The organism is Nocardioides sp., from assembly GCF_035697785.1.
GTDB lineage: Bacteria > Actinomycetota > Actinomycetes > Propionibacteriales > Nocardioidaceae > Nocardioides_B.
The window spans coordinates 1-24987 of the sequence record NZ_DASSCL010000127.1 but is presented as its reverse complement, the minus strand read 5'-3'; the positions used below and the strand labels follow the sequence as shown (position 1 = coordinate 24987).

At 72.1% G+C, this 24987-nt stretch carries 31 protein-coding genes and 1 tRNA gene; 14 read left to right on the top strand and 18 right to left on the bottom strand.

The features are described 5' to 3' along the window. Nucleotides 1–94: 94 nt before the first annotated feature. The 3 genes from VFH10_RS13730 to VFH10_RS13720 form a co-directional block, all read right to left on the bottom strand. Nucleotides 95–847 (bottom strand): phosphoglyceromutase, encoded by a 753-nt coding sequence (locus VFH10_RS13730; protein WP_325129491.1) that lies wholly within the window; start codon nt 845–847, stop codon nt 95–97. Nucleotides 848–884: 37 nt separating this feature from the next. After that, nucleotides 885–1358 carry a hypothetical protein gene (locus VFH10_RS13725; protein ID WP_325129488.1) on the bottom strand — a complete coding sequence of 158 codons (474 nt, stop codon included), beginning with the start codon at nt 1356–1358 and terminating at the stop codon, nt 885–887. Nucleotides 1359–1459: 101 nt separating this feature from the next. Then, nucleotides 1460–2176: a UbiA family prenyltransferase gene (locus tag VFH10_RS13720; RefSeq protein ID WP_325129487.1), complete on the bottom strand. Its 717-nt coding sequence runs from the start codon at nt 2174–2176 to the stop codon at nt 1460–1462. 245 nt (nt 2177–2421) lie between these two features. Here VFH10_RS13720 and VFH10_RS13715 point away from each other — a divergent pair, with 245 nt between their 5' ends. The 3 genes from VFH10_RS13715 to VFH10_RS13705 all read left to right on the top strand — a co-directional run bounded on the left by VFH10_RS13715 (nt 2422) and on the right by VFH10_RS13705 (nt 4554). Further along, nucleotides 2422–2907, top strand: a complete 486-nt coding sequence (locus VFH10_RS13715) for a CarD family transcriptional regulator (protein ID WP_129986321.1) — start codon at nt 2422–2424, stop codon at nt 2905–2907. A gap of 103 nt (nt 2908–3010) precedes the next feature. Continuing rightward, on the top strand, nt 3011–3928 hold the full coding sequence (locus VFH10_RS13710; RefSeq protein WP_325129482.1) for a siderophore-interacting protein: 918 nt from the start codon (nt 3011–3013) through the stop codon (nt 3926–3928). Beyond that, a complete protein-coding gene (locus tag VFH10_RS13705) occupies nt 3922–4554 on the top strand; it encodes a 2-C-methyl-D-erythritol 4-phosphate cytidylyltransferase (RefSeq protein ID WP_325129480.1) in 633 nt (210 codons plus the stop codon). Before VFH10_RS13710 ends, VFH10_RS13705 begins: the two co-directional genes overlap by 7 nt. A 27-nt stretch (nt 4555–4581) precedes the next feature. On the opposite strand, the gene VFH10_RS13700 is transcribed toward VFH10_RS13705, so the two are convergent. Then, nucleotides 4582–5295 carry an IspD/TarI family cytidylyltransferase gene (locus VFH10_RS13700; RefSeq protein WP_325129478.1) on the bottom strand — a complete coding sequence of 238 codons (714 nt, stop codon included), beginning with the start codon at nt 5293–5295 and terminating at the stop codon, nt 4582–4584. A 56-nt stretch (nt 5296–5351) separates the two neighbouring features. Further along, on the bottom strand, nt 5352–5846 hold the full coding sequence (gene ispF / locus VFH10_RS13695; RefSeq protein ID WP_325129477.1) for a 2-C-methyl-D-erythritol 2,4-cyclodiphosphate synthase: 495 nt from the start codon (nt 5844–5846) through the stop codon (nt 5352–5354). A 78-nt stretch (nt 5847–5924) separates the two neighbouring features. Between ispF and VFH10_RS13690 the strand changes: the two genes are divergently transcribed. Then, nucleotides 5925–7502, top strand: a complete 1578-nt coding sequence (locus tag VFH10_RS13690; RefSeq protein WP_325129475.1) for a molybdopterin-dependent oxidoreductase — start codon at nt 5925–5927, stop codon at nt 7500–7502. Between the two features lie 101 nt (nt 7503–7603). Here the strand turns inward: VFH10_RS13690 and VFH10_RS13685 are convergent, their stop codons facing one another. The 3 genes from VFH10_RS13685 to VFH10_RS13675 are packed head-to-tail and all read right to left on the bottom strand — an operon-like array spanning nt 7604 to nt 8744. Then, nucleotides 7604–7828, bottom strand: a complete 225-nt coding sequence (locus VFH10_RS13685) for a hypothetical protein (protein ID WP_325129473.1) — start codon at nt 7826–7828, stop codon at nt 7604–7606. Then, on the bottom strand, nt 7825–8499 hold the full coding sequence (locus VFH10_RS13680) for a sigma-70 family RNA polymerase sigma factor (RefSeq protein WP_325129471.1): 675 nt from the start codon (nt 8497–8499) through the stop codon (nt 7825–7827). The genes VFH10_RS13685 and VFH10_RS13680 overlap by 4 nt, the downstream gene beginning before the upstream one ends. Next, a complete protein-coding gene (locus VFH10_RS13675) occupies nt 8496–8744 on the bottom strand; it encodes a hypothetical protein (RefSeq protein WP_325129470.1) in 249 nt (82 codons plus the stop codon). The genes VFH10_RS13680 and VFH10_RS13675 overlap by 4 nt, the downstream gene beginning before the upstream one ends. Before the next feature lie 191 nt (nt 8745–8935). On the opposite strand from VFH10_RS13675, the gene VFH10_RS13670 reads away from it, so the two are divergent. Further along, nucleotides 8936–9694: a hypothetical protein gene (locus VFH10_RS13670; protein WP_325129468.1), complete on the top strand. Its 759-nt coding sequence runs from the start codon at nt 8936–8938 to the stop codon at nt 9692–9694. 111 nt (nt 9695–9805) lie between these two features. Here VFH10_RS13670 and VFH10_RS13665 read toward each other — a convergent pair whose 3' ends face one another. Both VFH10_RS13665 and VFH10_RS13660 read right to left on the bottom strand, forming a co-directional pair. After that, nucleotides 9806–10978 (bottom strand): peptidase C39 family protein, encoded by a 1173-nt coding sequence (locus VFH10_RS13665; RefSeq protein WP_325129466.1) that lies wholly within the window; start codon nt 10976–10978, stop codon nt 9806–9808. Continuing rightward, entirely contained in the window at nt 10975–12237 is a 1263-nt protein-coding gene (locus tag VFH10_RS13660; protein WP_325129465.1) for a peptidase C39 family protein, read from the bottom strand. Before VFH10_RS13660 ends, VFH10_RS13665 begins: the two co-directional genes overlap by 4 nt. A gap of 115 nt (nt 12238–12352) precedes the next feature. Between VFH10_RS13660 and cysS the strand changes: the two genes are divergently transcribed. After that, a complete protein-coding gene (gene cysS, locus VFH10_RS13655) occupies nt 12353–13786 on the top strand; it encodes a cysteine--tRNA ligase (protein ID WP_325129463.1) in 1434 nt (477 codons plus the stop codon). Between the two features lie 73 nt (nt 13787–13859). Beyond that, nucleotides 13860–14810 carry a 23S rRNA (guanosine(2251)-2'-O)-methyltransferase RlmB gene (gene rlmB, locus VFH10_RS13650; RefSeq protein ID WP_325129461.1) on the top strand — a complete coding sequence of 317 codons (951 nt, stop codon included), beginning with the start codon at nt 13860–13862 and terminating at the stop codon, nt 14808–14810. A 5-nt stretch (nt 14811–14815) separates the two neighbouring features. Here rlmB and VFH10_RS13645 read toward each other — a convergent pair whose 3' ends face one another. Further along, nucleotides 14816–16072, bottom strand: coding sequence for a DUF4032 domain-containing protein (locus tag VFH10_RS13645; protein WP_325129459.1), 1257 nt, complete (start codon nt 16070–16072; stop codon nt 14816–14818). Nucleotides 16073–16143: 71 nt separating this feature from the next. Here VFH10_RS13645 and VFH10_RS13640 point away from each other — a divergent pair, with 71 nt between their 5' ends. After that, nucleotides 16144–16767: a maleylpyruvate isomerase family mycothiol-dependent enzyme gene (locus VFH10_RS13640; RefSeq protein ID WP_325129457.1), complete on the top strand. Its 624-nt coding sequence runs from the start codon at nt 16144–16146 to the stop codon at nt 16765–16767. A 34-nt stretch (nt 16768–16801) separates the two neighbouring features. Here the strand turns inward: VFH10_RS13640 and soxR are convergent, their stop codons facing one another. Next, on the bottom strand, nt 16802–17284 hold the full coding sequence (gene soxR / locus VFH10_RS13635; RefSeq protein ID WP_325129455.1) for a redox-sensitive transcriptional activator SoxR: 483 nt from the start codon (nt 17282–17284) through the stop codon (nt 16802–16804). A 55-nt stretch (nt 17285–17339) separates the two neighbouring features. On the opposite strand from soxR, the gene VFH10_RS13630 reads away from it, so the two are divergent. Both VFH10_RS13630 and VFH10_RS13625 read left to right on the top strand, forming a co-directional pair. Then, a complete protein-coding gene (locus tag VFH10_RS13630; RefSeq protein WP_325129452.1) occupies nt 17340–18041 on the top strand; it encodes a thiamine pyrophosphate-dependent enzyme in 702 nt (233 codons plus the stop codon). Then, nucleotides 18041–18952 (top strand): transketolase, encoded by a 912-nt coding sequence (locus tag VFH10_RS13625; protein ID WP_325129450.1) that lies wholly within the window; start codon nt 18041–18043, stop codon nt 18950–18952. Before VFH10_RS13630 ends, VFH10_RS13625 begins: the two co-directional genes overlap by 1 nt. A 28-nt stretch (nt 18953–18980) precedes the next feature. On the opposite strand, the gene VFH10_RS13620 is transcribed toward VFH10_RS13625, so the two are convergent. Beyond that, the gene (locus VFH10_RS13620; protein ID WP_325129448.1) at nt 18981–19157 is read right to left on the bottom strand and encodes a CsbD family protein; all 177 of its coding nucleotides are present in this window, start codon (nt 19155–19157) and stop codon (nt 18981–18983) included. An 83-nt stretch (nt 19158–19240) separates the two neighbouring features. Between VFH10_RS13620 and VFH10_RS13615 the strand changes: the two genes are divergently transcribed. After that, nucleotides 19241–19316 (top strand) — tRNA-Thr (locus VFH10_RS13615). Nucleotides 19317–19407: 91 nt separating this feature from the next. Continuing rightward, nucleotides 19408–20049, top strand: coding sequence for a hypothetical protein (locus tag VFH10_RS13610; protein WP_325129446.1), 642 nt, complete (start codon nt 19408–19410; stop codon nt 20047–20049). A gap of 62 nt (nt 20050–20111) precedes the next feature. On the opposite strand, the gene pdxY is transcribed toward VFH10_RS13610, so the two are convergent. The 3 genes from pdxY to VFH10_RS13595 are packed head-to-tail and all read right to left on the bottom strand — an operon-like array spanning nt 20112 to nt 22302. Continuing rightward, entirely contained in the window at nt 20112–20963 is an 852-nt protein-coding gene (gene pdxY / locus VFH10_RS13605; protein WP_325129444.1) for a pyridoxal kinase PdxY, read from the bottom strand. A gap of 55 nt (nt 20964–21018) precedes the next feature. Next, nucleotides 21019–21471, bottom strand: a complete 453-nt coding sequence (locus tag VFH10_RS13600) for a group II truncated hemoglobin (RefSeq protein WP_325129442.1) — start codon at nt 21469–21471, stop codon at nt 21019–21021. 30 nt (nt 21472–21501) lie between these two features. Then, complete coding sequence (locus VFH10_RS13595; protein ID WP_325129440.1) at nt 21502–22302, bottom strand: class III extradiol ring-cleavage dioxygenase; 801 nt, start codon at nt 22300–22302, stop codon at nt 21502–21504. Nucleotides 22303–22385: 83 nt separating this feature from the next. Between VFH10_RS13595 and VFH10_RS13590 the strand changes: the two genes are divergently transcribed. Together VFH10_RS13590 and VFH10_RS13585 are read left to right on the top strand one after the other, a co-directional pair. After that, nucleotides 22386–22859 (top strand): MarR family winged helix-turn-helix transcriptional regulator, encoded by a 474-nt coding sequence (locus tag VFH10_RS13590; protein ID WP_325129437.1) that lies wholly within the window; start codon nt 22386–22388, stop codon nt 22857–22859. 94 nt (nt 22860–22953) lie between these two features. Next, nucleotides 22954–23352, top strand: coding sequence for a universal stress protein (locus VFH10_RS13585; protein WP_325129435.1), 399 nt, complete (start codon nt 22954–22956; stop codon nt 23350–23352). A gap of 76 nt (nt 23353–23428) precedes the next feature. Here the strand turns inward: VFH10_RS13585 and VFH10_RS13580 are convergent, their stop codons facing one another. Both VFH10_RS13580 and VFH10_RS13575 read right to left on the bottom strand, forming a co-directional pair. Further along, the gene (locus tag VFH10_RS13580) at nt 23429–24121 is read right to left on the bottom strand and encodes a uracil-DNA glycosylase (RefSeq protein WP_325129433.1); all 693 of its coding nucleotides are present in this window, start codon (nt 24119–24121) and stop codon (nt 23429–23431) included. A gap of 78 nt (nt 24122–24199) precedes the next feature. Further along, nucleotides 24200–24987: SGNH/GDSL hydrolase family protein (locus VFH10_RS13575; RefSeq protein ID WP_325129430.1), on the bottom strand; the 788-nt coding region annotated here is incomplete at its 5' end.

Sequence of the window (24987 nt, the reverse complement as noted above, 5' to 3'; positions counted from 1 at the left end):
CCACGGGACCGTGGTAATCCACCCGTTCCCGTGGGGAGTTCCCTGGGGGAACCGGGCAACTACCACGGGACCGTGGCAATTGGCCCCAAGCCCCTCACCGCCCCTGGCTCGCCACCGCGGCAATCGCGTCGGCGGCCGCGTCCGGGTCGAGGTACTCGCCACCCTTCTGTACGGGCCGCATGTCGGCGTCCAGGCGGTACACCAGCGGGATGCCGGTGGGGATGTTCAGGCTCACCACGGCGTCCTCGGACATACCGTCGAGGTGCTTGACCAGCGCGCGGAGGGAGTTGCCGTGGGCGGCGATGCAGACGGTGGCGCCGGCACGCAGGTCGGGCACCACGGCGTCGTACCAGTACGGCAGCATCCGGTCGACGACGTCGGCCAGGCACTCGGTGCGCGGCTTGAGCTCGTCGGGCAGCGCGGCGTACCGCTCGTCGCCGCTCTGGCTGAACTCCGAGTCGTCGTCGAGCGGCGGCGGAGGCGTGCTGTAGGAGCGCCGCCAGAGCATGAACTGCTCCTCCCCGAACTCCGCGAGCGTCGCCTTCTTGTCCTTGCCCTGCAGCGCGCCGTAGTGCCGCTCGTTGAGGCGCCAGGACCGACGCACCGGGATCCAGTGCCGCTCGCAGGCGTCGAGCGCCAGCTGGGCCGTGGTGATCGCGCGACGCAGCACCGAGGTGTGCAGCACGTCGGGGAGCATGCCGGAGGAGGCGATCAGCTCGCCGCCGCGGACCGCCTCGTCGCGGCCCTTCTCCGACAGGGGGACGTCCACCCAGCCGGTGAAGAGGTTCTTGGCGTTCCACTCGCTCTCGCCGTGGCGGAGCAGGACCAGCGTGTGCTCAGCAGTCATGCGGGCAGCCTAGTGCCGGCCGCGGGACGGGTCCGGATCAGGAGACGGGGACCTCGTCGTACGGCGGCTCGTCGGAGGCGACGACGGGTACGTCGAGGCTCAGCGACCGCGCCCGGTCGAACTCGAACGTCAGCGGCACGAACGCGCCGGGGACCACCGACTCCCCGGTGACGCTCAGCAGCCCGTCGTCGATGACGAGGATCCCGTGCGCGGGGATCACCGTGTCGCCGCCGACCTCGGCCTGGACGCCCTCGCCGGTCACGCCCGCGAGCGCGTCGTCGGCGTCCTGGTTGTTGTTGGCCAGGGTGACCACGACGGTGCCGGTGCCGTCCTCGCCGGACACGATGATCGCGTTGAGCACGTCGACCTCGCCCTCCTGGACATTCACCCCCGCCGCCGGGTTGTAGGCCTGGTCGGTGGGGGCGTCGAAGCCGCAGCCGGAGAGGCCCAGTGACAACGCCGGCAGCCCGAGTGCGACGGCTGCGGCGGCGGTGCTGCGACGAACGTTCACGAAACGGTCCTCTCCGGTACGGCTGGTGCGGGCCGGAGTCTATCGGCCGGTCGGGAACGGCGCTGCCACGACGTGCGGCTGCCGGCAACGATGACGACCGGCTACTGGCGCAGCCCCACCGTGAACGCGGCGGCCACCAGCCCGGCACCCACCAGCACCGTGTAGCCGACCGAGATCCACAGCAGCCTCGGGGCGCCGATGCGCAACGCGATCCGAAGCGGCAGGTGCCGGACCCCGGTCTCCTTGTCCTCGACCAGGTCGGGCAGGGCGTTGAGGAAGTGCACGCCGACACCGAACAGGGCCGCCAGGACCGTCATCTCGATCGTCGGAGGTGCGCCGTGCATCCCGCCGCCGAGCCCGCCGTAGGACAGGAAGGCCGGGAGCAGGCCGAAGCTGACGGCGTACGGCAGCCACGACAGCCAGGTGCGCTTGAACCAGAAGTTGTAGAGCCAGGCGCTGCCCACCGCCCCGAGGTGGGCGATGCCGGCGTAGGTGCCGTTGGCGATGGACAGCGGTACGACGAGGAGGGTGGCGACGGCCGCCGCGAACGCGACCGTGCCCGGGTCCACCCAGCCCATCGCGACCGGTTTGTCCTGGCGGCCCACCTGACGGTCCCGGTGCCGGTCGACCAGGTCGTTGATCCAGCCGACGGTGAGCTGGCCGCTGAGCACGGTGACGGCCACCAGGACGCACTCGCGGGCGCTGCGCCCGGACAGGGCCGCGGCGGTGGTCAGCGCCACGGTCATGGCGGCGGCCGGAAGCGGGTGCGCGGCGAGCGCGAGGGAGACGGTCTGCCCGCGCTGCTTCCGGAACCTCATGCTGCGCAGTATTGACCAGCGTGGACACGGGCCGTGGGACGCCGGCCTCGCGACCAGCGGGTTTACGGCTCCGCCCGGTGTCACAACGAAACGGGCACGCTTCGCGTAACGGACAGCGAAGGTTGTGCCCTGCACATGAATCCGCGATCTGTCAAGACCCAATGTGGCCCCTGACCTGCGCAAACGCGAAAAGTGCCGGTCCGGCGACGTGTTAGACTAGTCACCTAGGAAGGGGTACTTGGCACATGACATTTACCGTGGGCGAAACGGTTGTTTACCCGAATCACGGCGCAGCAGTTATCGAGGACATCGAAACCCGACAGATCAAGGGGGAGGACAAGCAGTACCTCGTATTGCGCATCGTCGCCCAACAGGATCTGGTGGTGCGAGTCCCGGCTTGCAACCTGGACCTCGTCGGCGTCCGTGACGTCGTCGACAAGGAGGGCCTGGACCGAGTCTTCGACGTCCTGCGCGCCGCACACACCGAGGAGCCGACCAACTGGTCGCGTCGCTACAAGGCGAACCTCGAGAAGCTGCACTCCGGCGATGTCATGAAGGTGGCCGAGGTCGTCCGTGACCTCTGGCGCCGGGAGCGTGACCGCGGCCTGTCCGCCGGTGAGAAGCGGATGCTGGCCAAGGCGCGCCAGATCCTCGTCTCCGAGCTCGCGCTCGCCGAGCACACCAACGAGGACAAGGCCGAGGCCCTCCTCGACGAGGTGCTCGCTTCCTGACCCGCTGCCCTTGAGATGCCCTCGGACCACCCACGGTCGGGGGGCATCTTGCTGTTCCGGCCCGGACTGGCGGCGGTTAGTTAGGTAAGGCTAACCTGCCGTCATGACCGCAACCGCAGTCGATGTCCCGGTGTGGCGCTTCTTCGACGTGAGCGTGGCACAGGTGCGACGCACCAGTCCGAGCTTCGTCCGCGTCACTTTATCGGGAGACGACCTGGGCGAGCTCGCCGACAACGGCTACGACCAGCGGGTCAAGCTGCTGCTCCCGGCCGCGGACGGCGGATTCGCCCATCTCCCCAGCGGCCCGTCCTGGTACGCCGACTGGCGGCGGCTGCCCGACGAGCGCCGCCCACCGATCCGCACCTACACCGTGCGCGAGGTCCGCACCCTGCCGTCGGGGGCCCGCGAGGTCGACATCGACATGGTGCTGCACGGCGACACCGGTCCGGCCTCCCGGTTCGCGGCGCGCGCCGAGCCCGGTGACCGGGCGATGCTGCTCGGGCCGAACGGCCGGTACGCCGGACGGCACGGCGGCCTGGAGTTCCGCCCGCCGGTGGGCCACGTCGGGCCGACGCTGCTGGCCGGCGACGAGACCGCCGTACCCGCACTGCTGTCGATCCTGGCCGCGCTTCCGGAGGACGCGCACGGCGAGGCGGTGCTCGAGGTGCCGGTCGCCGGCGACATCACCGACGTACCCGTCCCGCCCGGGTTCCGCGTGACGTGGCTGGTGCGCGGCGACGGGGAGTCCGGCCTGGCGGAGGGCGTGCGCGGTGCCGTGGCCAGGATCGGACTGGTTGCCCGCCCGACCCTCGTGTCGGCGCCCGCCCCGGAGGCGGCGGCCGACGACGAGCCGCTGTGGGACGTGCCCGAGCAGGCGGCGGCGTCGGGACTGTACGCGTGGCTCGCCGGCGAGTCCTCGGTCATCACCGGGCTGCGCCGCTACCTCGTGCGCGACCTCGGGGTCGACCGCGGTGGCGTCGCGTTCATGGGCTACTGGAAGCGTGGCCGGGCCGAGTGCTGAGCCCCGTGGGGGTCGTCCCGCTCGAGGGCCGGGGAGACCTGCCCCTCGCGGACCTGCACGGCGAGCCTGCGTTCGTGCACCCGGTGCGCGCACTCCGCGCGGCCGGCGTGCCGCGCGTCGTGGTGACGACTACCGACGACCTCGACAGCCGCGTCCGGCAGGCGGTCGCGCTTGCCGGGCTCGACGTCGAGCTGGCGGACGGCCCCACCTGGTGGACCGGTGCACCAACCCAGCAGCGGCTGGTGCTCGCCGACCCGCTCTGTCCGCTCGTCCCCGCCGAGTTCGTCATGCGCCTGCTGGCGAACGCCTCCGAGGACACCGCGGTCGCCGGGTTCCGCCCGGTCACGGACACGGTGAAGACGGTCGTCGACGATCGCATCGCGGGAACGATCGACCGGGAGTCCCTCGCGATCGTCGCCTCGCCCGTCGTACTCCCTCGACGAATGCCGGCCGACGAGCCTCCGCCGGCGCACGACTTCGCGCTCCTGGTCACCTGGCTGCGCGGTCTCGGGCGGGTGGAGCTGGTCGAGGCACCGGCGATCGCGCGCCGGGTCGCGGACGAGTCCGCGCTGCGGGTCCTCGAGTCCCTCGACGCCGTCGGCGGCGCCCGGCGGCCGCACGCCTGAGCCGCAGGCGCCTTCAACGCGCGGAGCTCAGCCGGACGTCGCGAGCAGCCGTTCGGCCAGCGCCAGGTCCTCGGGGAACGTGATCTTGATGTTCCGGGCGTCGCCGGCGACACAGTGCACCGGCAGGTCGGTGTAGCGCTCGATGCAGCTGGCGGTGTCGGTGCCGACGAAGCCGTCCCGGTCGGCGTCGACGTAGGCGTTCAGCAGCGGTTCGGCCCGGAACGCCTGCGGGGTCTGCACCGCGACGGTCCGCTCGGTGACCGGTCCTCCGCCGGGGTGCATCCGGATCAGCGCCGGTTGGTCGACGACCGGGAGGGCGCCGCCGTGGCGCATGGCGGACTCGATGACGTCGTGGAAGACCTCCGCCGACGCCAGCGGCCGGGCGGCGTCGTGGATCACCACGACGTCGATCTCCCCGCGCTCGATCGCCGGCCGCAGGGCGCACAGAGCGTGCCACTCCGAGGCGTGCCGCGACGCCCCGCCGGTGACGACGATGACGTCGTCGGTGCCTGCGGCGGGTGAGGCCATGGCCTCCCGCACGGCGTCCTGGTCGCCGTCGCGGATCACGAGCACGACCGGACCGATGCCGGAGAGCGCCGTCACCCGGCCGACCGTCCAGGTGAGCACCGGCCGTCCCGCCAGCGGCAGCAGCACCTTGTTGGTGTCGTGGCCGACCCGGCGTCCCTCGCCCGCCGCCAGCATCACGACCGCGGCACGCGGCGTCGGGATCGGGTCGGGCACGCGGCCACCGTAGCGATCCGGGGTCGTGGACGGGATCGGGGACGGGATCGTGGAGGTCAGCCGGCGGCGGACGAGGTGGGAAGCAGCAGCGCGGTGGCGATGGCGGCGACACCCTCCCCGCGTCCGGTGAGGCCCAGACCGTCGGTGGTCGTCGCGGTCACCGTCACCGGGGCGCCGGCGGCGCGGGTGAGCGCACCCTCGGCCTCACCCCGCCGCGGCCCGAGTCGGGGCCGGTTGCCGATGACCTGGACGGCCACGTTGCCGATGTCGTAGCCGGCGGCGCGGACCCGTCGCGCGGCCTCGCCCAGCAGGGTCGCCCCTGAGGCGCCGGCCCACTGCGGCTCCGACGTACCGAAGTTGGAGCCGAGGTCGCCGAGCCCCGCCGCCGAGAAGAGCGCGTCACAGCACGCGTGCGCGGCCACGTCCCCGTCTGAGTGACCCGCGAGACCCTGCGACTCGTCGGGAAAGGACAGGCCGGCGAGATGCATCGGTACGCCGTCGGCGAGGCGGTGCACGTCGGTGCCGACGCCGATGCGGGGGGTCGCGGTCACGGGCCGATCATGCCGGGTCCGGCCGTGAGCGAGGTCGGCAGGGCGGCCCGAATTGGCGAAGTGCGCGACGATGGGGGCATGAGCACGGGTTCCGCTCCGTCGCGCCGGCACCTGGCGCTCGGGGGAGCCGTCGCCGCCGGTGCGGGCATCGCGGTCGCGCACGCGCTCACCAACCTGCTGAACGCCCGCGCCACTCCGGTGCAGGGGGTTGCCGAGGTGGTCATCGAGGTCACCCCCGGGCCGGTCGCCGAGACCTTGATCCAGCTCGTCGGCCGCAACGACAAGCCGATCCTGATCGCGGGGGTGACGATCGCCGTCATCGGGCTGGGCGCCCTCGCCGGCGTGCTGTCGCGACGCAGCCGGCTGGCCGCCAACCTGGTGTTCCTCGCGATGGGGATCATCGCCCTGCTGGCGCTGATGTCGCGGCCGGGGTTCACCTCCGCGTCGGTGCTCCCGCTGGCGGCCGGGGTGGCCACCTGGCTGCTCGTGCTGGCCTTCCTGGTGGATGCCGCGCCCACCGCTGCGCCCACCGCCGCACTCACTGCCGCACCCACCGCAGCGCCGGAGTCGTCCGTCGGAGCGGTCGACGTCGGGTCGGCGCGCTCGCGGCGCTTCGTGATCGTCGCCGCCTCGGTGGCGGTCGCGTCCGTGGCCGTCGCCGCCAGCGGCCGGCTGTTCGGTCAGACCCGTCGGGCCGTCGAGACCACGCGCCGCCTGCTGCGGCTGCCGGTGACCCGCGGCGCGGTGCCCGCCGACGCCGAGCTCGGCGTGGCCGGCACGACGCCGTGGCGGGTCCCCAACGACGAGTTCTACCGGATCGACACCGCGCTCGTGCTGCCGGCGATCGACCCCAACGAGTGGCGGCTGCGCATCCACGGCATGGTCGACCGGGAGATCACGCTGACCTACGACGACCTGCTGGCCCGGCAGATGACCGAGGCGTGGGTGACCCTGTGCTGCGTGTCGAACCCGGTCGGGGGCGAGCTGATCGGCAACGCCTGGTGGAGCGGCGTACGGGTGGCCGACCTGCTCGAGGAGGCGGGAGTGGCGCCGAACGCGGACGCGGTGCGGCAGACCTCTCAGGACGGCTGGAACTGCGGTACGCCGATCGAGGCCCTCACCGACGACCGCAACGCCCTGCTGGCCGTCGCGATGAACGGGCGGCCGCTGCCCGTCGACCACGGGTTCCCGGTGCGGATGGTGGTGCCCGGCCTTTACGGGTTCGTGTCCGCCACCAAGTGGGTCGTCGACCTCGAGGTCACCCGCTTCGACCGGTTCAGCGCCTACTGGACCGAGCGCGGCTGGTCGGCGACCGGGCCGGTCAAGACCCAGTCGCGGATCGAGGTGCCAGGCGACGGCGACGACGTCGGGTCCGGGTCGGTGCGGGTGGGCGGTCACGCCTGGGCGCAGCACACCGGCATCGAGGCGGTGGAGGTGCGGGTCGACGGGGGAGCGTGGCAGCGGGCCGAGCTCGGCGGCGTACCGGGCAACGACACCTGGGTGCAGTGGGCGGCGACCCTCGACGTCGCCCCCGGCGATCACACGCTGGCGGTGCGTGCGACCGACAAGACGGGCTACGCCCAGACGGCCGCCCGCGCCGACGTCGTACCGGACGGCGCGACCGGCTGGCACACCATCGAGTTCACCGCCGAGTGACCGCCCCCCTCCCGATACGACGCGACAGGATTGCTGCTGAACCCGCGCGCCGGCAGCAAGTACGTCGCGTCGTATCCGGGTCGGGGGTCCGGGGTCCGGGGTCAGGGGTCGAGCCGGACCAGCGCCATGAGGGAGTCCGCCTCCTCGGCGCAGGCCGTGCAGGCGTTGAGGTGGGTGGCCATCGGGACGTCGGTGTGGTCCGGGTCCGCGAGCAGCCGTTCCACGTAGGCGTCCATCCGGTCGAAGCACTCGTCGCAGGACAGCCACGGCTGAGTGTCGAGAGTCATCGCGCGCAACGCGTCGGGGGAGACCCGCCGGTGGTTCATCGGTCGACTCCTTCCGAGACGGTGACCGCCCGCAGGTGGCCGGCGGCCGCGAGGTGCGCCCTGGTGCGGACCCGCGCGTCGTGCAGGGTCTTGTAGAGGGCGTTCCGGCTGGTGCCGAGCCGTTGGGCGAGTACGTCGATCGGCACCTGGTCGACGACGAGGGCCAGCATGATCCGGCGTTGGTGCGGCGTGAGCGCCTCGTGGATCGCCCGGCTCACCGCCCGGGCGAGGTCGGCGGCCTCGACGTACTGCTCGACCGAGGGTCCGCGGTCCACCGTGACCTCGCCGTCGTCGAGCGTGACCTCACGGGACCGCCAGGCCTGGCGGCGCACCTCCGTCGCGGCCTGCAGGATGGCGAACTTGTAGGCCCAGGTGGTGAACCGGCTGCGCCCCTCGAAGGTGTGCAGCTTGGCGAGCAGCGCGACCATGGCCTCGTCGGCTGACTGGTTGGCCAGCTCGTCGACCCGCGCCGCGTCGGCACCCCCGAGCTGGGCGCACATCCGGGTCACCTGGTGCCGGGACGCCCTGAGCAGCAGGCCGTGCAGCCGACGCAGGGCCACCTCCTGCGCCGGACCCTCGAGGCTGAGCGCCAGGACCCAGTCGTCCGGGTCCGTCTCGGCCGTCGACCCGGTGGTCCGATGGGTGAGCTCGTCCCCACCCGTGGTCGTCATGCGGGGCCGCCGAAGGGGAGCGGGGAGAGGATCCGCGCGGCGAGGCTTGGTGGGCATCCGCGGTCCACCAGCGCCAGCAGTGCGTGCACGTCGACCTGCAGGTCGGCGGCGAGCCGGCCGGCGAGTTCGGGAGGGAAGCCGGCCTCGAGGAGGCGGCACCGGCGCCAGGAGACGACGTCGACCGGTCCCTGGACGTCCTGGCACGCCGTGCGGGAGGGCCGGGAGGGCAGGTGATGGACCGTCATGTCTTGTCTGCGTCCCGCGGGCGCGCAGTTCTTACCGAGGAACAAAGATCCGGTAAGGAACTCCGTCGCAGCGACACCAACAAGGTCATGACCCTCTCGACGGACTTGATTGTCCGAACCTCCCGGCTCGGCGTCAACGTCGAGACCGGCGCGTGCGCGCGCCAGCCCCTCGTCCACGGAAGGGAACGTCGATGACCACAACCGAGAACGTCCGGAGCCGTGTTGTCCCGGTCGCCCTGCTCGCCGTCCTGGCGACGATCGCCGCGCTGCTCGCCTTGAGCGCGGCGGCAGACGACCAGGCGCGGGCCGAGGGCCACGCCGCCGCTCGTCACGCCGCTCATCACGCTGGGCAGACCGTCGACCACGCCGCCTCGACCGACGCACACGCCACCGCCCGGCGCGCGATGACTGCCAAGCAGGTGAGGTTCCACGACAGGATGCGCAAGCTGTGGGAGGACCACGTGACATGGACGCGGCTGGCGATCGTCGCCTTCGCCGACGGGTCGCCGGGCTTCGACGCCACCGCCGCGCGACTCATGCGGAACCAGACGAACATCGGCAACGCGATCAGGCCGTTCTACGGGAAGGCGGCCGGCAATCAGCTGACCGCGCTGCTCGAGGACCACATCGCGATCGCGGTCGAGCTGCTGCAGGCCGCCAAGGCGGGCAACGGGCCAGCGGTCGACGACGCGGCGAAGCGGTGGTACGCCAACTCCGACGACATCGCCGACTTCCTGGCCGCGGCGAACCCGCGGCACTGGCCGCGGGCGACCATGCGGGCGGCCATGAAGGGACACCTCGACCAGACCCTCGCCGAGGCGCAGCACGAGCTGGCCGGCGAGTACGCCGCGAGCGTGGCCGAGTACGACACAATCCACCGCCACATCCTCGGCATGGCGGACGTGCTGAGCGAGGGCATCATGCGCAGCTTCCCGGGCCGGTTCCGCTGACCCGAGCCTGACCCGAGCCGGCCGGCCTCCCACCCCCGGATACGACGCGACGCATCTGCTGTTTCAGAGCCCGCGAGACGACAAATCCGTCGCGTCGTATCGGGATTCGGGTCACCAGTTGGGCGGCTCCGGACGTGGCGGCAGCGGTACGTCGACCGGGCGCACGACGTAGACGAGGCCACCGGAGCGCATCCAGACGCTCTCGAACGGCGCCCTGGGGTAGACCACCCGGACCTCGTCGTTGCTCGGGATGCCGTGCGAGGCGGGGTCGTTGACCACCACGTCACCCGACTCGTCGAAGCCGATCACGACCAGCAGGTGGCCGGAGGTGCGGTAGCCGGCGCCGGGCAGCTCGTCCTCCTCGAAGGACACGGTGGTGACGAGCGGGATGCCGGCCGCGATGAACTGCTCGACCTCGGCCAGCGACCGCAGCCGGGTCACGAACGCCTCGGCGCCGTGCAGCGCCGCGTAGGCGGTGTTGAACGCCCAGTTGCCGGCGCCGTCGTACGCGTGGTCGAAGACGCTGCGGGCGGCGTGGTCGACGAACCGGTCGGGGTACGCCGGGTCGACCCAGGCGTACTCGTCCTCCGCCGGGCCGAGCCCCCAGGCGGCCAGCACCATCGTGGTCGAGGTGGGCGAGCACCAGGACTCGCCGCCGGAGTCCCACTGGGGGTACTCGCCGCGGTGCACCTGCTGGGAGTACGCCGGGACGTGCAGCTCGCGGCCGTGGGCGACGCCGCCGGGGTCGCCGCCCACCGGTTCACCCGCGGACACCACCGTGCCGACGAGCGACACGGTCGGCACCGCGTCGCCGCCGGCGGGCCGCATCAGCGACACGCGGAGCTGGTAGCCGGTCCAGGTGACACCGTCGGCCGCGACCAGCTCCTCGATGTCCACCCGGGTCCGGTCGTCTCGCTGACCCTCCACCGTCGTCGGGTGGATCGCCGTGTCGGTCTCGGCCCAGCGGGACAGCACCCACCAGCGGCTCCAGTGCACGCCGTCGTCGGTGGTGCGGGCCTCCACCTCGAGCCAGGACCCGTCGGGCGTCCGGGCGTTCCACGACGGCACCAGGTTCGTGAACGGGTGGCCCGGAGTGACCTCGGGGGACAGCCAGCTCGTCCAGTCGTACTCGATGCGCGTGCCGTCGCCGAACGGGTCCGTGTAGGCGCGGCAGCCGGCGTCCTCGCCGTACCGCAGGCCCTCAGGTCCGGCCGCCGTGCCGACGTGCGTGCCCGCGCCGAGCTCCTCCGCGCGCCAGGCGCGAAACGAGATGTGCCTGGTCACCAGCTCGTGGCACTTGCGCGTGCGGGAAGCGGGTGTGCCTTGTCATGGATCACGTAGCCGATGCCTCCGGAGCCGCCGGCCGGGCCGCGTTTGAGCCAGGCGTTCTCGAACTGCCCGCGGTCGTAGGTGCGGCGGACACCGGCATTGCTGGAGGCCGCCGGGTCGTTGACGACCACGTCGCCCTCCGCGGTGAAGCCGACGACGACCAGCAGGTGGCCGTTGGTCGAGGAGATCGGCGCGCCGGCGAGCTGGCCGGCGCCGAAGGTGAGCGACGTGACCACCGGGATGCCTGCCTTCACCATCCGCTCGACGCCGCGCAACGACCCGAACCGGGTCACGAACGCCTTGTCGGTGCGGGTGGCGGCGTAGGCGGTGTTGAACGGCCAGTTGCCGGTGCCGTCGTAGCGGTGGTCGAACGTCATCCGCGCCACGTGGTCGACGACGCGGTCGTCGTGACCGCCGACCCAGGCGGTCTCGTCCGGCGTGGGCTGGGCGCCGTAGTAGCCCAGCACCATGGCGGTCGAGGTCGGCGAGCACCAGGCTTCGCCGCCACCGCCGTACGCCGGGTAGTGGCCCTGGTGCACCATCTGCGAGAGCTGGGGCACCGGGAGGACCACGCCGCGCGCGACGCCCGGTCGGCTGGTCGCCACGCTCGTGGTCGACGGGAGGGCGGAGGCCACCGCGCCCGCGACGTCGACCTTGGGGGACGGCCGGGTCCCGGACCTGCGGTGCAGCGTGACCCGCAGCTGCCACTCGGTCATCGGGCTCGCGGCGACCCAGGTGTCGGTGGCCACGCGGCCCAGGTCGTCGGTCTGGGCGCCCAGGGAGCGGCGTCGGAACTGGTCGTCACCCGACGCCCAGCGGCCGAGGCCGTCCCAGCTGCTGCGCCGACCGTCCGCGGTCCGCCCGCGCGCCTGCACCTGCACGAACGTGCCCTCGGGAGTCTTGGCGTCCCACGACGGGACCAGCTCGGTCAGGCCGAAGCCCGGAGCCGTCCAGGGGGAGGTCCACGACCCCTTCTCGTACGTCGCCCCGGCCACCCGGGCGGTCGTCGTCGGCGCGTCCAGACGGACCCTGCCGCGGACGACCCGCACCGCCCGGGAGGTGCCGGCCGCGAAGTCCGATGTGGTGTCCCACGACGTGTACGCGATCTCCCGCGGGGTGGCGGTCCGGGCCGCGGGGGACGCTGCGGCCAGCACGGGGGTGACGAGGGTCGTGGCCGCGAGGGTGAGCGAGGTCAGGGCTGCTCCGATACGCACCGGGCCGACGATACCGACGCAAGCCTCACGGATACGCGAACCGGGCAGGTTGCCCGTCCGCGTCGTGCCTGCGCGCGAGGACCGGACGCGGTGTGGCACCCCCTACGATTGCCGGGTGAGGCTCTACGACACGGCGACGCGACAGGTCCGCGACTTCGTCCCGCTCGAGGCGGGCAAGGCCGGGATCTACCTGTGCGGCCTGACCGTGCAGTCGGAGCCGCACGTCGGGCACGTCCGGTCCGGCGTGAACTTCGACGTGCTCCGCCGGTGGCTCACCGTGCGCGGGTACGACGTCACCTTCATCCGCAACATCACCGACATCGACGACAAGATCCTGATCAAGTCGGCCGAGCAGGGCCGCCCCTGGTACAACCTCGCCTACGCGATGCGGCGTGAGCTCGATGCGGCGTACGACGCGCTCAACGTGACCGCGCCGACCTACGAGCCGGCGGCGACCGGACACGTGCCCGAGATGATCGAGCTGATCACCCGGCTGGTCGCGGCCGGTCACGCCTACGCGGCGGAGGACGGCTCCGGCGACGTCTACTTCGACGTCCGGTCCTGGCCGTCGTACGGCGAGCTGACCGGCCAGCGCATCGACGACATGGAGGCGGCAGAGGTAGCCGGCGACCCGCACTCGATGGCCAGGAAGCGCGACCCGCGCGACTTCGCGTTGTGGAAGGGCTGGAAGAAGGAGACCGAGCCCGAGACGGCGGCCTGGCCGTCGCCCTGGGGACCCGGCCGGCCCGGCTGGCACATCGAGTGCTCGGCGATGGCGCTGAAGTACCTCGGCGGCAGCTTCGACATCCACGGCGGCGGCGTCGACCTGCGGTTCCCGCACCACGAGAATGAGCAGGCGCAGTCGCGTGCGGCCGGCTTCGGCTTCGCGTCGTACTGGATGCACAACGCCTGGATCACGACCGCGGGCGAGAAGATGAGCAAGTCGCTGGGCAACAGCCTCACCATCCCGTCGGTGCTGGAGCGCACCCGGGCGATCGACCTGCGGTTCTACATGGTCGCGGCGCACTACCGCTCGCACGTCGAGTTCAGCTTCGAGGCGCTCGACGAGGCGGCCGCGGGGTTCGCCCGCATCGAGCACTTCCTGGGCCGGGCCCGGGACCTGCTCGGCGACGTGCCGCTGGCGGAGTCTGTCGAGACCGGCCTGAGCGCGGCGTTCGTCCAGGCGATGGACGACGACCTCGGCACTCCGGCGGCGGTGGCCGCGGTGTACGACGCGGTGCGCGAGGGCAACAAGCTGCTCGCGGACGGACCGTCCGACGCACTGCGGGCGGCGGCGACCTCGGTGCGCGCCATGCTCGTCGTGCTCGGCGTCGACCCGCTCGACCCGCGCTGGTCGTCCGGCGGCTCGTCGGCCCGGGAGGAGCGGCTGACCGCGGCCGTTGACGCGTTGGTCGCCTCGCTGCTCGAGCAGCGCGCGGCCGCCCGGGCGGCCAAGGACTTCGCCACGGCGGACGCGATCCGGGACCAGCTCAAGGCCGCGGGCATCGACCTCGAGGACACCCCGCAGGGCCCGCAGTGGTCGCTGTGACCGCAGCGCCGCTGGTCTCGACAAGCACGACCACCCGAAGCCGACGCTCGACCACCCGAACACAGGACATGTGATGGCAGGCAACTCGTCGCGTCGCGGCGCGATCAAGAAGACCGGCAAGGGCAACCCGACCGCCGGCTCGGGCGGCCGGCGCCGTCGCGGGCTGGAGGGCAAGGGCCCCACGCCCAAGGCGAAGGACCGCGAGGGCCACAAGGCCTTCAAGCAGGAGAAGCGCGCCCAGAAGTCCTCCCCCGCGCGTCCCAAGCGCCCGACGAAGAGCGGCGACTCGGAGTGGGTCGCCGGGCGCAACTCCGTGGTCGAGGCGCTGCGCGCCGGGATGCCGGTGACCACGGTGTACGTCGCCGAGGGCGCCGAGCGCGACGGCCGGCTCCGCGAGGTGTTCCGCGTGGTCGCCGACCGGGGCATCTCCCTGCTGGAGGCCCCACGACCCGAGCTCGACCGGCTCACCGGTGGCGCCGTGCACCAGGGACTCGCGGCGAAGGTGCCGGCGTACGAGTACGCGCACCCCGACGACCTCCTCGAGCGGGCCCGGGCCGCCGGCGAGCCGCCGCTGATCGTGGCACTCGACTCGGTGACCGACCCGCGCAACCTGGGCGCGGTGGTCCGCTCGGCCGCGGGCTTCGGCGCGCACGGTGTGCTGATCCCCGAGCGGCGAGCCGCCGGGATGACCGCCTCGGCGTGGAAGACCTCGGCCGGCGCCGCCTCCCGGATCCCGGTGGCGCAGGCGGTGAACCTCACCCGGCAGCTGAAGCGCTACCAGGAGGCCGGCTGCATGGTCGTCGGCCTGGCCGCGGACGGCGACGTGGCACTGCCCGACCTCGACCTCGCCGACGGGCCGCTCGTGGTCGTGGTCGGCTCGGAGGGTGACGGGCTGTCCCGACTGGTCGCCGAGACCTGCGACCAGCTGGTGTCGATCCCGATGGTGAACTCCGTGGAGTCGCTCAACGCCGGCGTCGCCGCTTCGGTCACGCTGTACGCCGTGGCGCGGGCCCGCGGTCTGTAACCCGCTCAGCCCTCGCCGGGCGCGGCGTCGCGGATCGCCGCCATCTCCCCGGTGGTGGGTCCGCTGGTGATCGCCTCGTCGGGGCGTTGGCTGAGCACCTCGCCCATGTAGTCGCGGGCGGCGTCGAAGATGTCGACCTCCTTGCCGGCCTTCTCCGACAGGTACCAGCGGTGCTCGAGGATCTCGTGGAAGACCTCCGGCGGCTCGAGCCGCTGGCGCATCTCGGCCGGGACCCGGGCTGCTATCGGCTCGTAGATCTGGGTCAGCCAGCGGTGCGCCACAACCGACCGGTCCTCGCCACCGAGCTCGAAGTGGGCCGTGAACGAGGCCAGGTCGTTGAGCAGCCGGCGGGCCTGGTTCTCCTCGACGTTGAGGCCGGTGAGGCTCTGCAGCTCGCGCCGGTGGTGGCCGGCCTCGACCACCTTGGGCTGCATCCGGACCGTCGATCCGTCCCAGTCGGTGACGATGTCCAGCTCGTCCACGTCGAAGCCGAGCCCATTGAGCCGTTCGATGCGCTGCTCGATGCGCCACAGCTCGTCGGTGTTGAACTCCTCGGTCCTGGTGAGCTCGGCCCAGAGGTCGTCGTACCGCTCGTGCATCGTGTCGACGATCGCGAAGGCGTCGACCTCCTTGCCGAGCATGCCGCCGGCCTGCAGGTCGAGCAGCTCTCCGAAGATGTTGGTGCCGGCCACCTCGAGGTCGTTGGCCCGCTGCCCGTCGCTGAGGACGTCGTGCAGCTCGCCCGTCTCCGCGTCGACGAGATAGGCGGAGAACTCGCCCGCGCTGCGCCGGAACAGCACGTTGGACAGCGACACGTCGCCCCAGAAGAAGCCGGCCAGGTGCAGCCGGACGAGCAGGACCACCAGGGCGTCGACGAGGCTCGGCATGTTCTGCGGCGGGAGCCCGTGGTTGAACAGCGAGCGGTAGGGGAGGGAGAACGACAGGTGCCGGGTGACCAGGCAGGGCTCGAGCTCGGTGCCATCCGCATCCACCCGGCCGTCGACGACACCGACCGGCTCGACGGTAGGCAGGCCGAGCTTCACGAGGTCGCGCAGCAGGCGGTACTCGCCGAACGCGAACCGCTCGCGGGTCTCCTTCACGGCGTAGACGTCCTGCCCGAGCCGGACGATGCGTACGACGTGGCGCGAGATGCCGCGCGGCAGCTGCACGACGACGTCGTCGCCCCACTCCTCGAGCGGCTCGCTCCAGGGGAGGGTGACCAGGGCCGGGTTGGGGCGGGTGGCGACCATGCGCAACGCCATGCCAGCCAGGGTAGTCGCGCGGGCCCGCCCCGAGGCATCCCGACCGGGCCGCCCCACTACAGTGCGGCGGCATGGATGAGATGTGGTCCACGGTTGCCGCCGAGCGCGGCGCCCTGGCGGACGACCTGGCCGGGCTGACCGACGAGCAGTGGGAGACGCCGTCGTGGTGCGAAGGCTGGACCGTCCACGACGTGCTGGCGCACCAGTGCGGCACCGCGGACACGGGCCCGGGGCAGTTCTTCGTGCGGCTCGCGGCGTCCGGGTTCCGCTTCTCGAAGTTCGCCGACGCGCAGATCCGGCGCCACCGCGGGGCGACACCGGCCGAGACGCTGGAGACCTTCCGCCGGCTGCAGCACTCGACGACGGCCCCTCCCGGACCCAAGACGTCGTGGCTCGGGGAGGTGGTCGTGCACTCGGAGGACATCCGCCGTCCGCTCGGCATCGACCACGACTACCCGGCAGAGGCGGTACGCCGGGTCATCGACTTCTACAAGGGCTCCAACACCCTGATCGGCGCCAAGTCCCGGATCGCCGACCTGCGCCTCGTGGCGACCGACCAGGACTGGTCGCACGGGACCGGCCCGCTCGTCGAGGGCCGGCTGGTCGACCTGCTGCTCGCGGCGACCGGTCGTGCCGGTGCGTGCGACCGACTGTCCGGGGACGGGGTCACCACCCTGCGCCTCCGCTGCGGCTGACTGCTCTCGATACGACGCGACGTACTTGCTGTTCTCAGCCGCTCGAAACAGCAGATCCGTCGCGTCGTATCCGGCCGGTCGGCTCCAGGAAGACGGCCCCGGGTCCGCGCGGCGCCACCACGTCGCCGGGGTTGTTGAGGGCACAGGTCTTGAGGCTCAGGCAGCCGCAGCCGATACACGAGTCGAGCCGGTCGCGGAGCCGCTCCAGCCGCTCGATCTGGGCGTCGATCCGCGGACGCCAGGAGCGCGAGAGTCGGGCCCAGTCGGCCTTCGTGGGCGCGTGGTCGTCGGGGAGGGTCGCGAGCGCCTCCGCGATCTCCTCGAGCGTGAGCCCGACCCGCTGGGCGGACCGGATGAACGCCACCCGGCGCAGCGTCGGCTGCAGGTAGCGGCGCTGGTTGCCCGAAGTGCGCTCCGAACGGATCAGGCCGAGGTCCTCGTAGTAGCGCAGGGCGGAGGTCGCGACGCCGGAGCGTGCGGACAGCTGGCCGATGGTGATCAGCGCGTGCCGTGACATGTCCTCCACAGTAGCAGTTGACTTCAAGTGAACTTGAACTTGCACAGTGGTCGACATGAACCTGACGACCCTGACGGCGCCACCGCGTCCGACGTACGACGACCTGCCCCACTTGATGTCCCTGATGACCGGCGACGAGAAGCACTCCGCCGCGGCCACGTCCACCCTGGACGTGCTCTGGGTCCTCTACGACCGGGTGCTGCGGGTCGGCCCGGACAGCATCGACGATCCCCAGCGAGACCGCTTCTACCTGTCCAAGGGACACGGGCCGATGGCCTACTACGCGACGCTCGCCGCCAAGGGCTTCATCCCGGTGGACTGGCTGGCCGGCTGGGGGACGTTCGAGTCACCGCTCGGCTACCACCCCGACCGGGTGCTGGTGCCGGGCGTGGAGATCTCCAGCGGCTCGCTGGGCCACGGACTCCCGCTCGCGGTGGGTACGGCGTTCGGCCTCCGCGCCCAGGGTCTCGCCTCGCGCGTGGTGGTGCTGGTCGGCGACGCCGAGCTGGACGAGGGCAGCAACCACGAGGCGGTCGAGCTCGCCGGCGCGATGTCGCTGGGCAACCTGACCGTCGTCGTGGTCGACAACGCCTCCTCGACGTACAACCGCCGGGGCATCATCCCCGGCCGGTTCGCGCACGAGGGGTGGCACGCGGTGACCGTCGACGGGCGCGACCACGACGCGCTCGAGCGGGCCCTGACCAGACGGCCCGACGGCCGGCCCGGTGTGGTGGTGGCGGAGGTGGAGAGCAAGTGATGGCCCGTGACCCTCGCCAGCGGTTCGCGCAGACCGCCGCCGACCTCGTCGAGGAGGACCTGTCGGTCGCGCTGGTGTACGCCGAGATCAGCGGTCAGTTCTTCGGCGACGTGGAGTCCCGGCACCCGGACCGCGTCGTCAACGTTGGCATCCGGGAGCAGCTGCTGGTCAACGTCGGTGCGGGACTGGCGCTGTCGGGGATGCGGCCCATCGTGCACACCTTCGGCTCGTTCCTCGTCGAGCGCGCCTTCGAGCAGGTCAAACTCGGCTTCGGCCACCAGGACGTCGGCGGCGTGCTCGTCGGGTCGGGCGGTTCCTTCGACATCGCCTCGGGTGGTCGCACCCACCAGTCGCCCGGCGACGTCGCCCTCATGGGCACGCTGCCGGGATGGACCCTGCACGTGCCCGGTCACGCCGACGAGGTGGAGGCGGCGCTTCGGCAGTCGGTCGCCGGGGACGGCCGCGCCTACCTGCGCGTGGTGAGCCAGCAGAACGCGCGCGCCTTCCCGGTGCGCCCCGGCCACTTCCACGTCGTACGACGAGGCGCCGGACCGACCGTGCTCGCCGTCGGGCCGATGCTCGACCCGGTGCTGGAGGCTCTCGCCGGCCTCGACGTGACCGTGCTGTACGCGAACGTGGTGCGGCCCTTCGACAGCGGGACCCTGCGCGCCGTGCTCGGCTCACCCGAGGTGGTGCTCGTCGAGCCGTACCTCGCCGGGACGTCGAGCCGGTTCGTGTCGGACGCCCTGTCCGACGTACCGCACCGGCTGCTCGCGCTCGGCGTGCGCAACGAGGAGCTGCGCAGGTACGGAAGTCCGTCGCAGCACATTGCCGCGCACGGTCTGGACGCGGCAGGGATCCGCGCGTCGGTGGACCGGTTCCTGGCCGGTCCTGTGGGCGGCGCTGCCTGAGCGCCGCCCACACGGTGGGGCAGGCCGGTCAGTCCTTCTTGACGGCGTCCTTGACCTTGTCGCCGGCCTGCTTGAGGTTGGACTTCGACTGCTCGGCCTCGCCCTCGCGGCGCATCGAATCGTCGCCGGTGGCGGCGCCGAGCTTCTCCTTGCCCTTGCCGACCATCTCTTCGGTCTTGTGGCGTGCCTTGTCGTCAGTGCCCATGTCGTCCTCCTGTGGTCGCCGGGTCCCTCACGTCGTACCCATGCTCCCGGGGACCAATCCCCCGCAACTACGATGGCGTCCTCGCCGCTTTAGCTCAGCTGGTAGAGCACTCGCCTTGTAAGCGAAAGGTCGTCAGTTCGAACCTGACAAGCGGCTCCACACGCGTGCGTCCCGGCCGGACCAGACCCCCCGGGTTGCCGCGGCGTCCTTGTGGGTATCTCCTCGGCGGGGACTGACCACAGGAGGACACATGTTCGGTCGCACGAAGACTGAGCCGGAACCGGCGCACACCACCGACGACGACACCCAGGCGTACTCCACGGCGTACGACGCCGATCGGGACCACCGGCACACCGACGCGGCCGTGGCCGACCCGGAGCAGAGCCGCAAGGACCGCTTCGGCGGCATCAACTGGGGCGCCGACTTCTTCGGCTGGCTCGTCGCGGTCGCGGTGACGGTACTGCTGGCCGGGATCATCGGCGGGGTCGCCGCCGGCACCGGTGCCGACGAGGAGCTGCTGCCGACCGCGTCCGACGCCGAGCTGGGCCTCGCAGCGATCCTCACGCTCACGGGGGTGCTGCTGATCGGCTACTACGCGGGCGGGTACGTCGCCGGCCGGATGTCCCGGTTCGACGGGCCGCGGCAGGGCTTCGGGGTGTGGCTGATCGGCCTGCTGGTGACGGTCGCGACGGTGGCCGCCGGCACCTTCCTGGGCTCGGAGTACGACGTGCTCGACCGGGTCGACCTGCCCAGCATCCCGCTGTCCACAGACACGATGACGACCGGTGGCGTGGTGCTCGCCGTGGTGCTGCTGCTCGGCACCCTGCTCGCGGCGCTCGCCGGCGGCAGCGTGGGCCGGCACTACCACGCCCGAGTGGACCGCTGGACGTGACCGCCGCCGACTTGTCAGAGCGTCGTCGCCCCCCGGGGTCCTGACCCTCAGACAACTCGGTGTCAGCGGAGCCGTTCGGCCTCGAAGACCTGGCTCGGCTCGGCCAGCTCGTGCTGGGTCTGCACGATCCGCAGCTCCCTTTCGCCGGCGTCGGCGGTGGCGGACACGATGCCGAACACCGACGCGGTGGTCCGGGCCAGCGCCTCGTCGAGCGGGCGGCCCTCGAGCAGGTTCGCCAGGAACACCGACGTGGTGAGGTCGCCGGCGCCGGGCGGGTTCACCGCCAGCCGCGGGAACCGGCACCGCCACGCACCCTGCGATCCGACGACCACCATGTCGAGGGCGTCGTCGGGCGTGTCGTCGACGATGACGCTGGTGACCAGCACGGTGTCCGGCCCGGTGCCGCGCACCGTGTCGGCCGCGGCGAGCAGGCCGTCGTACGTGGTGGTCTCGACACCGGCCAGGAAGTCGAGCTCGAAGTGGTTCGGCGTGATCACGTCGGCTGCCGGCACCACGCGGTCGCGCATGAACTCCGGGATCCCCGGCCGGACGAACATCCCGCGTCCGACATCACCCATCACCGGGTCGCAGCAGTAGATCGCGTGCGGGGAGGCGGCCTTCACCTGGGCCACGGCGTCGAGGATCACCGCGCCGACGTCCTCCGCGCCCTGGTAGCCGGACAACACCGCCTCGCAGCGGGCGAACGCTCCCCGGTCGCCCACGCCCGCCACGACGTCCGCGACGTCGCCGGCGGTGAGCAGCGGCCCCTTCCAGTCGCCGTACCCGGTGTGGTTGGAGAAGTGCACCGTCATCACCGGCCAGACCACCTTGCCCAGCCGTTGCAGCGGGAACATCGCGGCGCTGTTGCCGGCGTGGCCGTAGGCGACGAGGGACTGGATCGACAGGATGCTCACCCGGGCGATCCTGCCAGCGACGCGCTTTACGTGGGTGGCCGGCCGGCGCGGGGGCTCAGCTCTGGAGACCGTCCCAGGACCAGTGCGGGATGCGCAGGCCGTCTGGGACGTCGTCGGCGGACCGGTGGTAGCGGGACATGGTCGTCGTCGTCGCCCAGGCGAAGTAGTCGTGCAGGACCGCCCGGACCGGATCGTCGCCGGACAGCCCGACGTCGGTCATCGCCTGGTCGAAGCAGGCGATCGCGCGGCGGTCCATCTCCTCGTGCGGCCCGTTGCCGCTGTGCAACCTGACGACCGAGGTCTCGTCGCCGTACTGGTTGGAGAAGGTGGTCGGGCCACCGAGGGCCTCCGCCCAGTACGCCGCAAGACGCACGGTGTGATCCGGGTGGAAGCCGTGGCTGAACGCGTGCGCCACCAGCTCGTCCGCCAGCACCCGCTCGTGCCAGGCCGCCGCGAGCCGGAGCAGCCCGTCCGCCCCGCCCGCCGCGTCGTACACAATGTGCGTCACGCCGCCCATTCTCGCGCTTTACATGGGGGGTCAGGCGACCTGCAGCGAGCGCTTCGACAGCCCCATCCAGTAGCCCTCGAACCTCTGTTCGCCGGGGGTCTCAGGGTCGGACGCGGCGCCGAGGGTGATGAACAGCGGCGTGTAGTGCTCGACGGTGGGATGCGCGTACGGCATCCCGGGGGCGCGGTCGCGGTACGCCGCCAGCTCCTCGACGTCGCCGCGAGCCAGTGCATCGGCCGCCCACGCGTCGAACTCGGTCGACCAGCCGGGCGCCTCCGCCTCGATCCGAAACTCCTTCAGGAACGGCAGCCCGTGGGTGAGGAAGCCGGACCCGATGACCAGGACGCCCTCGTCGCGCAGCGGGCGGAGTCGGCGGCCGAGCTCCAGGAGCTTGTAGGGGTCGTGGGTGGGCAGCGACATCTGCAGCACCGGGATGTCGCCGGCCGGGTACATGATCTTCAGCGGCACCCAGGCGCCGTGGTCGAGGCCGCGGCTACGGTGCTGGTGCACCGGCTCGGTGTCCGGCATCATCGCCGCGACCCGGGCGGCGAACGCCGAGGAGTCCGGGGTCTCGTAGCGCATGTTGTAGTACCTCGGCGCGAACCCGCCGAAGTCGTAGATCAGCGGGGTGCCGGCCGCGGTCGCGGACAGGCTGACCGGCGCCGACTCCCAATGCGCCGACACGATCAGGATCGCCTTCGGGCGGGGCAGCTCCGCGGCCCAGGCCTTCAGCTGTCCGCTCCAGATCGGGTCGTCGAGCAGCGGCGGGGCGCCGTGCCCGATGTAGAGCGCGGGCATCCGGCCGGCGTGGGGAGTGGTGGCTGTGGTCATCGTTGCGCTCCTCGTCGATCGTCCTCCTCACCGTACTCCGACTAACTTGAAGCATCAAGCGTTGTGGGAGTATCCTCTGCCACATGACCCGATGGCTCTCCGACGACGAGATGCGCGCCTGGCTGAAGCTGACCGGCGTGATGCTCAAGCTCGCCCCCACGCTCGACTCGCAGCTGCAGCGCGACAGCGACCTCACGCACTTCGACTACCTGTGCCTGGCGATGCTGTCGGAGAGCGACGACAACCGGACCCTGACGATGAGCGCCCTGGCTCAGCGGACCAACGCGTCGCTGTCGCGGCTCTCGCACGTCATCACCAAGCTCGAGAAGCGCGGTTTCGTCTGCCGCGAGCCCTCTCCGGTCAGCCGGCGGGTGACGCTGGTCCGGCTCGACGACGACGGCTGGGACGTGCTCGTGAAGGCCGCTCCGGGACACGTGGAGACGGTGCGCTCGCTGGTCTTCGACGGGCTGGAGCCCGACGACATCGCCGCCCTCGAACGGGTCGCCGGTCACATCGTCGACCGCATCGAGGCCTCGCGGCTCGACTCGACCTGCTGAGGACCGGCGACCGCCCCGGCCGCGTCACAGCGGTCCGGGTGTGGCGCGAGGACTTGATGGGCACGACTTCAACGAGGACTGAGAGGAGATCCCCATGGATCGGGACGTGATCGTGGTGGGCTGGACCCCGAACGCCGAGGGTGAGGCGGCCATCGAGGCCGCGGTCGCCGAGGCCGGTCGGCACGATGCGGTGCTGCACGTGGTCAACGCGAGCAGCGGCCGGTCCCACGCCGACGCCAAGTCCGCCAGCGACGAGCAGCTCGATGCGCTCCGGGCCCGGCTCTCCGGCCAGGGAGTCGAGCACGACGTCGAGCAGAGCGTCGGCAGCTTCGAGCCGGCCGAGGCGATCCTCGACGCGGCCGACCGGCACTCCGCGGCGCTCGTGGTGCTGGGCCTGCGACGTCGTACGCCGGTGGGCAAGCTGCTGATGGGCAGCACCGCCCAGCGCGTGCTGCTGCAGTCGAAGTGCCCGGTGCTCGCCGTCAAGTCCTGACCCGGCCCCAACAACGATTCGTCTGCGGTCTATGGGGTGTTTCACGCGGGTGGATCGCAGACGAATCCGCGTGGGCTCAGGGAAGCCGCCAGTCGACCGGCTGACCGCCCTGCTGCTCGAGCAGCGCGTTGGCCCGGCTGAACGGCCGCGACCCGAAGAACCCGCGTGAAGCCGACAGCGGGGAGGGGTGCACGGACTCGACCCACGGCACCTCGCCGGCCGCCAGCAACGGCTTGAGGCTCTGCGCGTCGCGGCCCCAGAGGATCGCGACCGTCGGTGCCCGGCGCGCGACGAGGGCCTCGATGGCCCGCTCGGTGACCCGCTCCCAGCCGCGGCCGCGGTGGCTGGCCGGCGCACCGGGGGCGACCGTGAGGACCCGGTTGAGCAGCATCACGCCGTGCTCGAACCACGGCGTCAGATCGCCGGTGGTCGGCGTCGGTACGCCGAGGTCGGCGACGAGCTCCTGGTAGATGTTCACCAGGCTCCGCGGGATCGGCCGGACCTCGGGCGCGACCGAGAAGGACAGCCCGACCGGGTGGCCCGGAGTCGGGTAGGGGTCCTGACCCACCAGGAGCACGCGGACGTCGGCGAGCGGACGGCTGAACGCACGCAGGATCTGGTCCCCGTGCGGGAGGTAACGGCGCCCGGCCGCGACCTCGGCCCGCAGGAACTGGCCCATCGCGGCGAGGTCGGTGTCGACCGGGGCCAGGGCTTCGGCCCAGTCGGGTGCGACCAGACCGCGGTCCACCAGCCCGGCGAGTGCGCTCATGGCGGTCGACCCTAGCGACAACGATTCGTCTGCGATCCACCCGCCTGAATCACCCCAAAGACCGCAGACGAATCGTTGTCAGGGGCGGGCGAGCAGCCGTTCCAGCTCGAGGGCCGTGGCCCGCATCCCGGTCGCGAGGGGGTGGAAGGCGAGCGCGATCCCGGCCTGGGTCTCCCGGCCGTTGACCCACGGGTCGTCGCTGCACACGTCGTGACCCTCGGACGCGGTGTACAGGTCGAGGTAGTCGACGCCGGTGGCCTCGGCCGCAGCGCGCAGGCCGCCGTCGAGCGCTCGCAGCACCCGGTCGCCGAAGGCGACGTCGCCGCTCGCGAGGGGGAGCCGACCCGGGCAGATGCCGGCGGACGGGGCGATGCGCGGGTAGCCGACGAGCACGACCCGCGCGTCGGGCGCCCGGCGGCGGACCCGCTCGACGGCCCGCTCCACGTGTGCGCCGATGGTCGGCGCCTGGGCGAGCATGCGCTGACCGATGTCGGACTCCGCGCACGGCGCCCCGTCGGGGTCGGCTGCGCGTACGTCGAGGCAGGCGCGCAGCAGCCGCCCGAACAGGCCGAGGTCGTTGCCGCCGATCCCCAGTGTCACCAGGTCGGCCCGCTCGTCCACGGCGCGCAGCTGCGGGCCGACCCCCGAGCCCTGCACCGTCGGCTGTCGTCGGACGAGGTGCCGGGTGGTCGCCCCGGAACACGACACGTCCCGCAGCCGCATGTGCAGCGACTCGGCCAGCAGCGACGGGTAGTTGGCGTCGGAGCGGAAGCAGCCCCGCGCGATGCGCGTCACCGGCACCAGCGGCGCGGCGGTGAAGGAGTCGCCCAGCGCGACGTACCGCCCGCCGGCGAGCACGTCGAGCG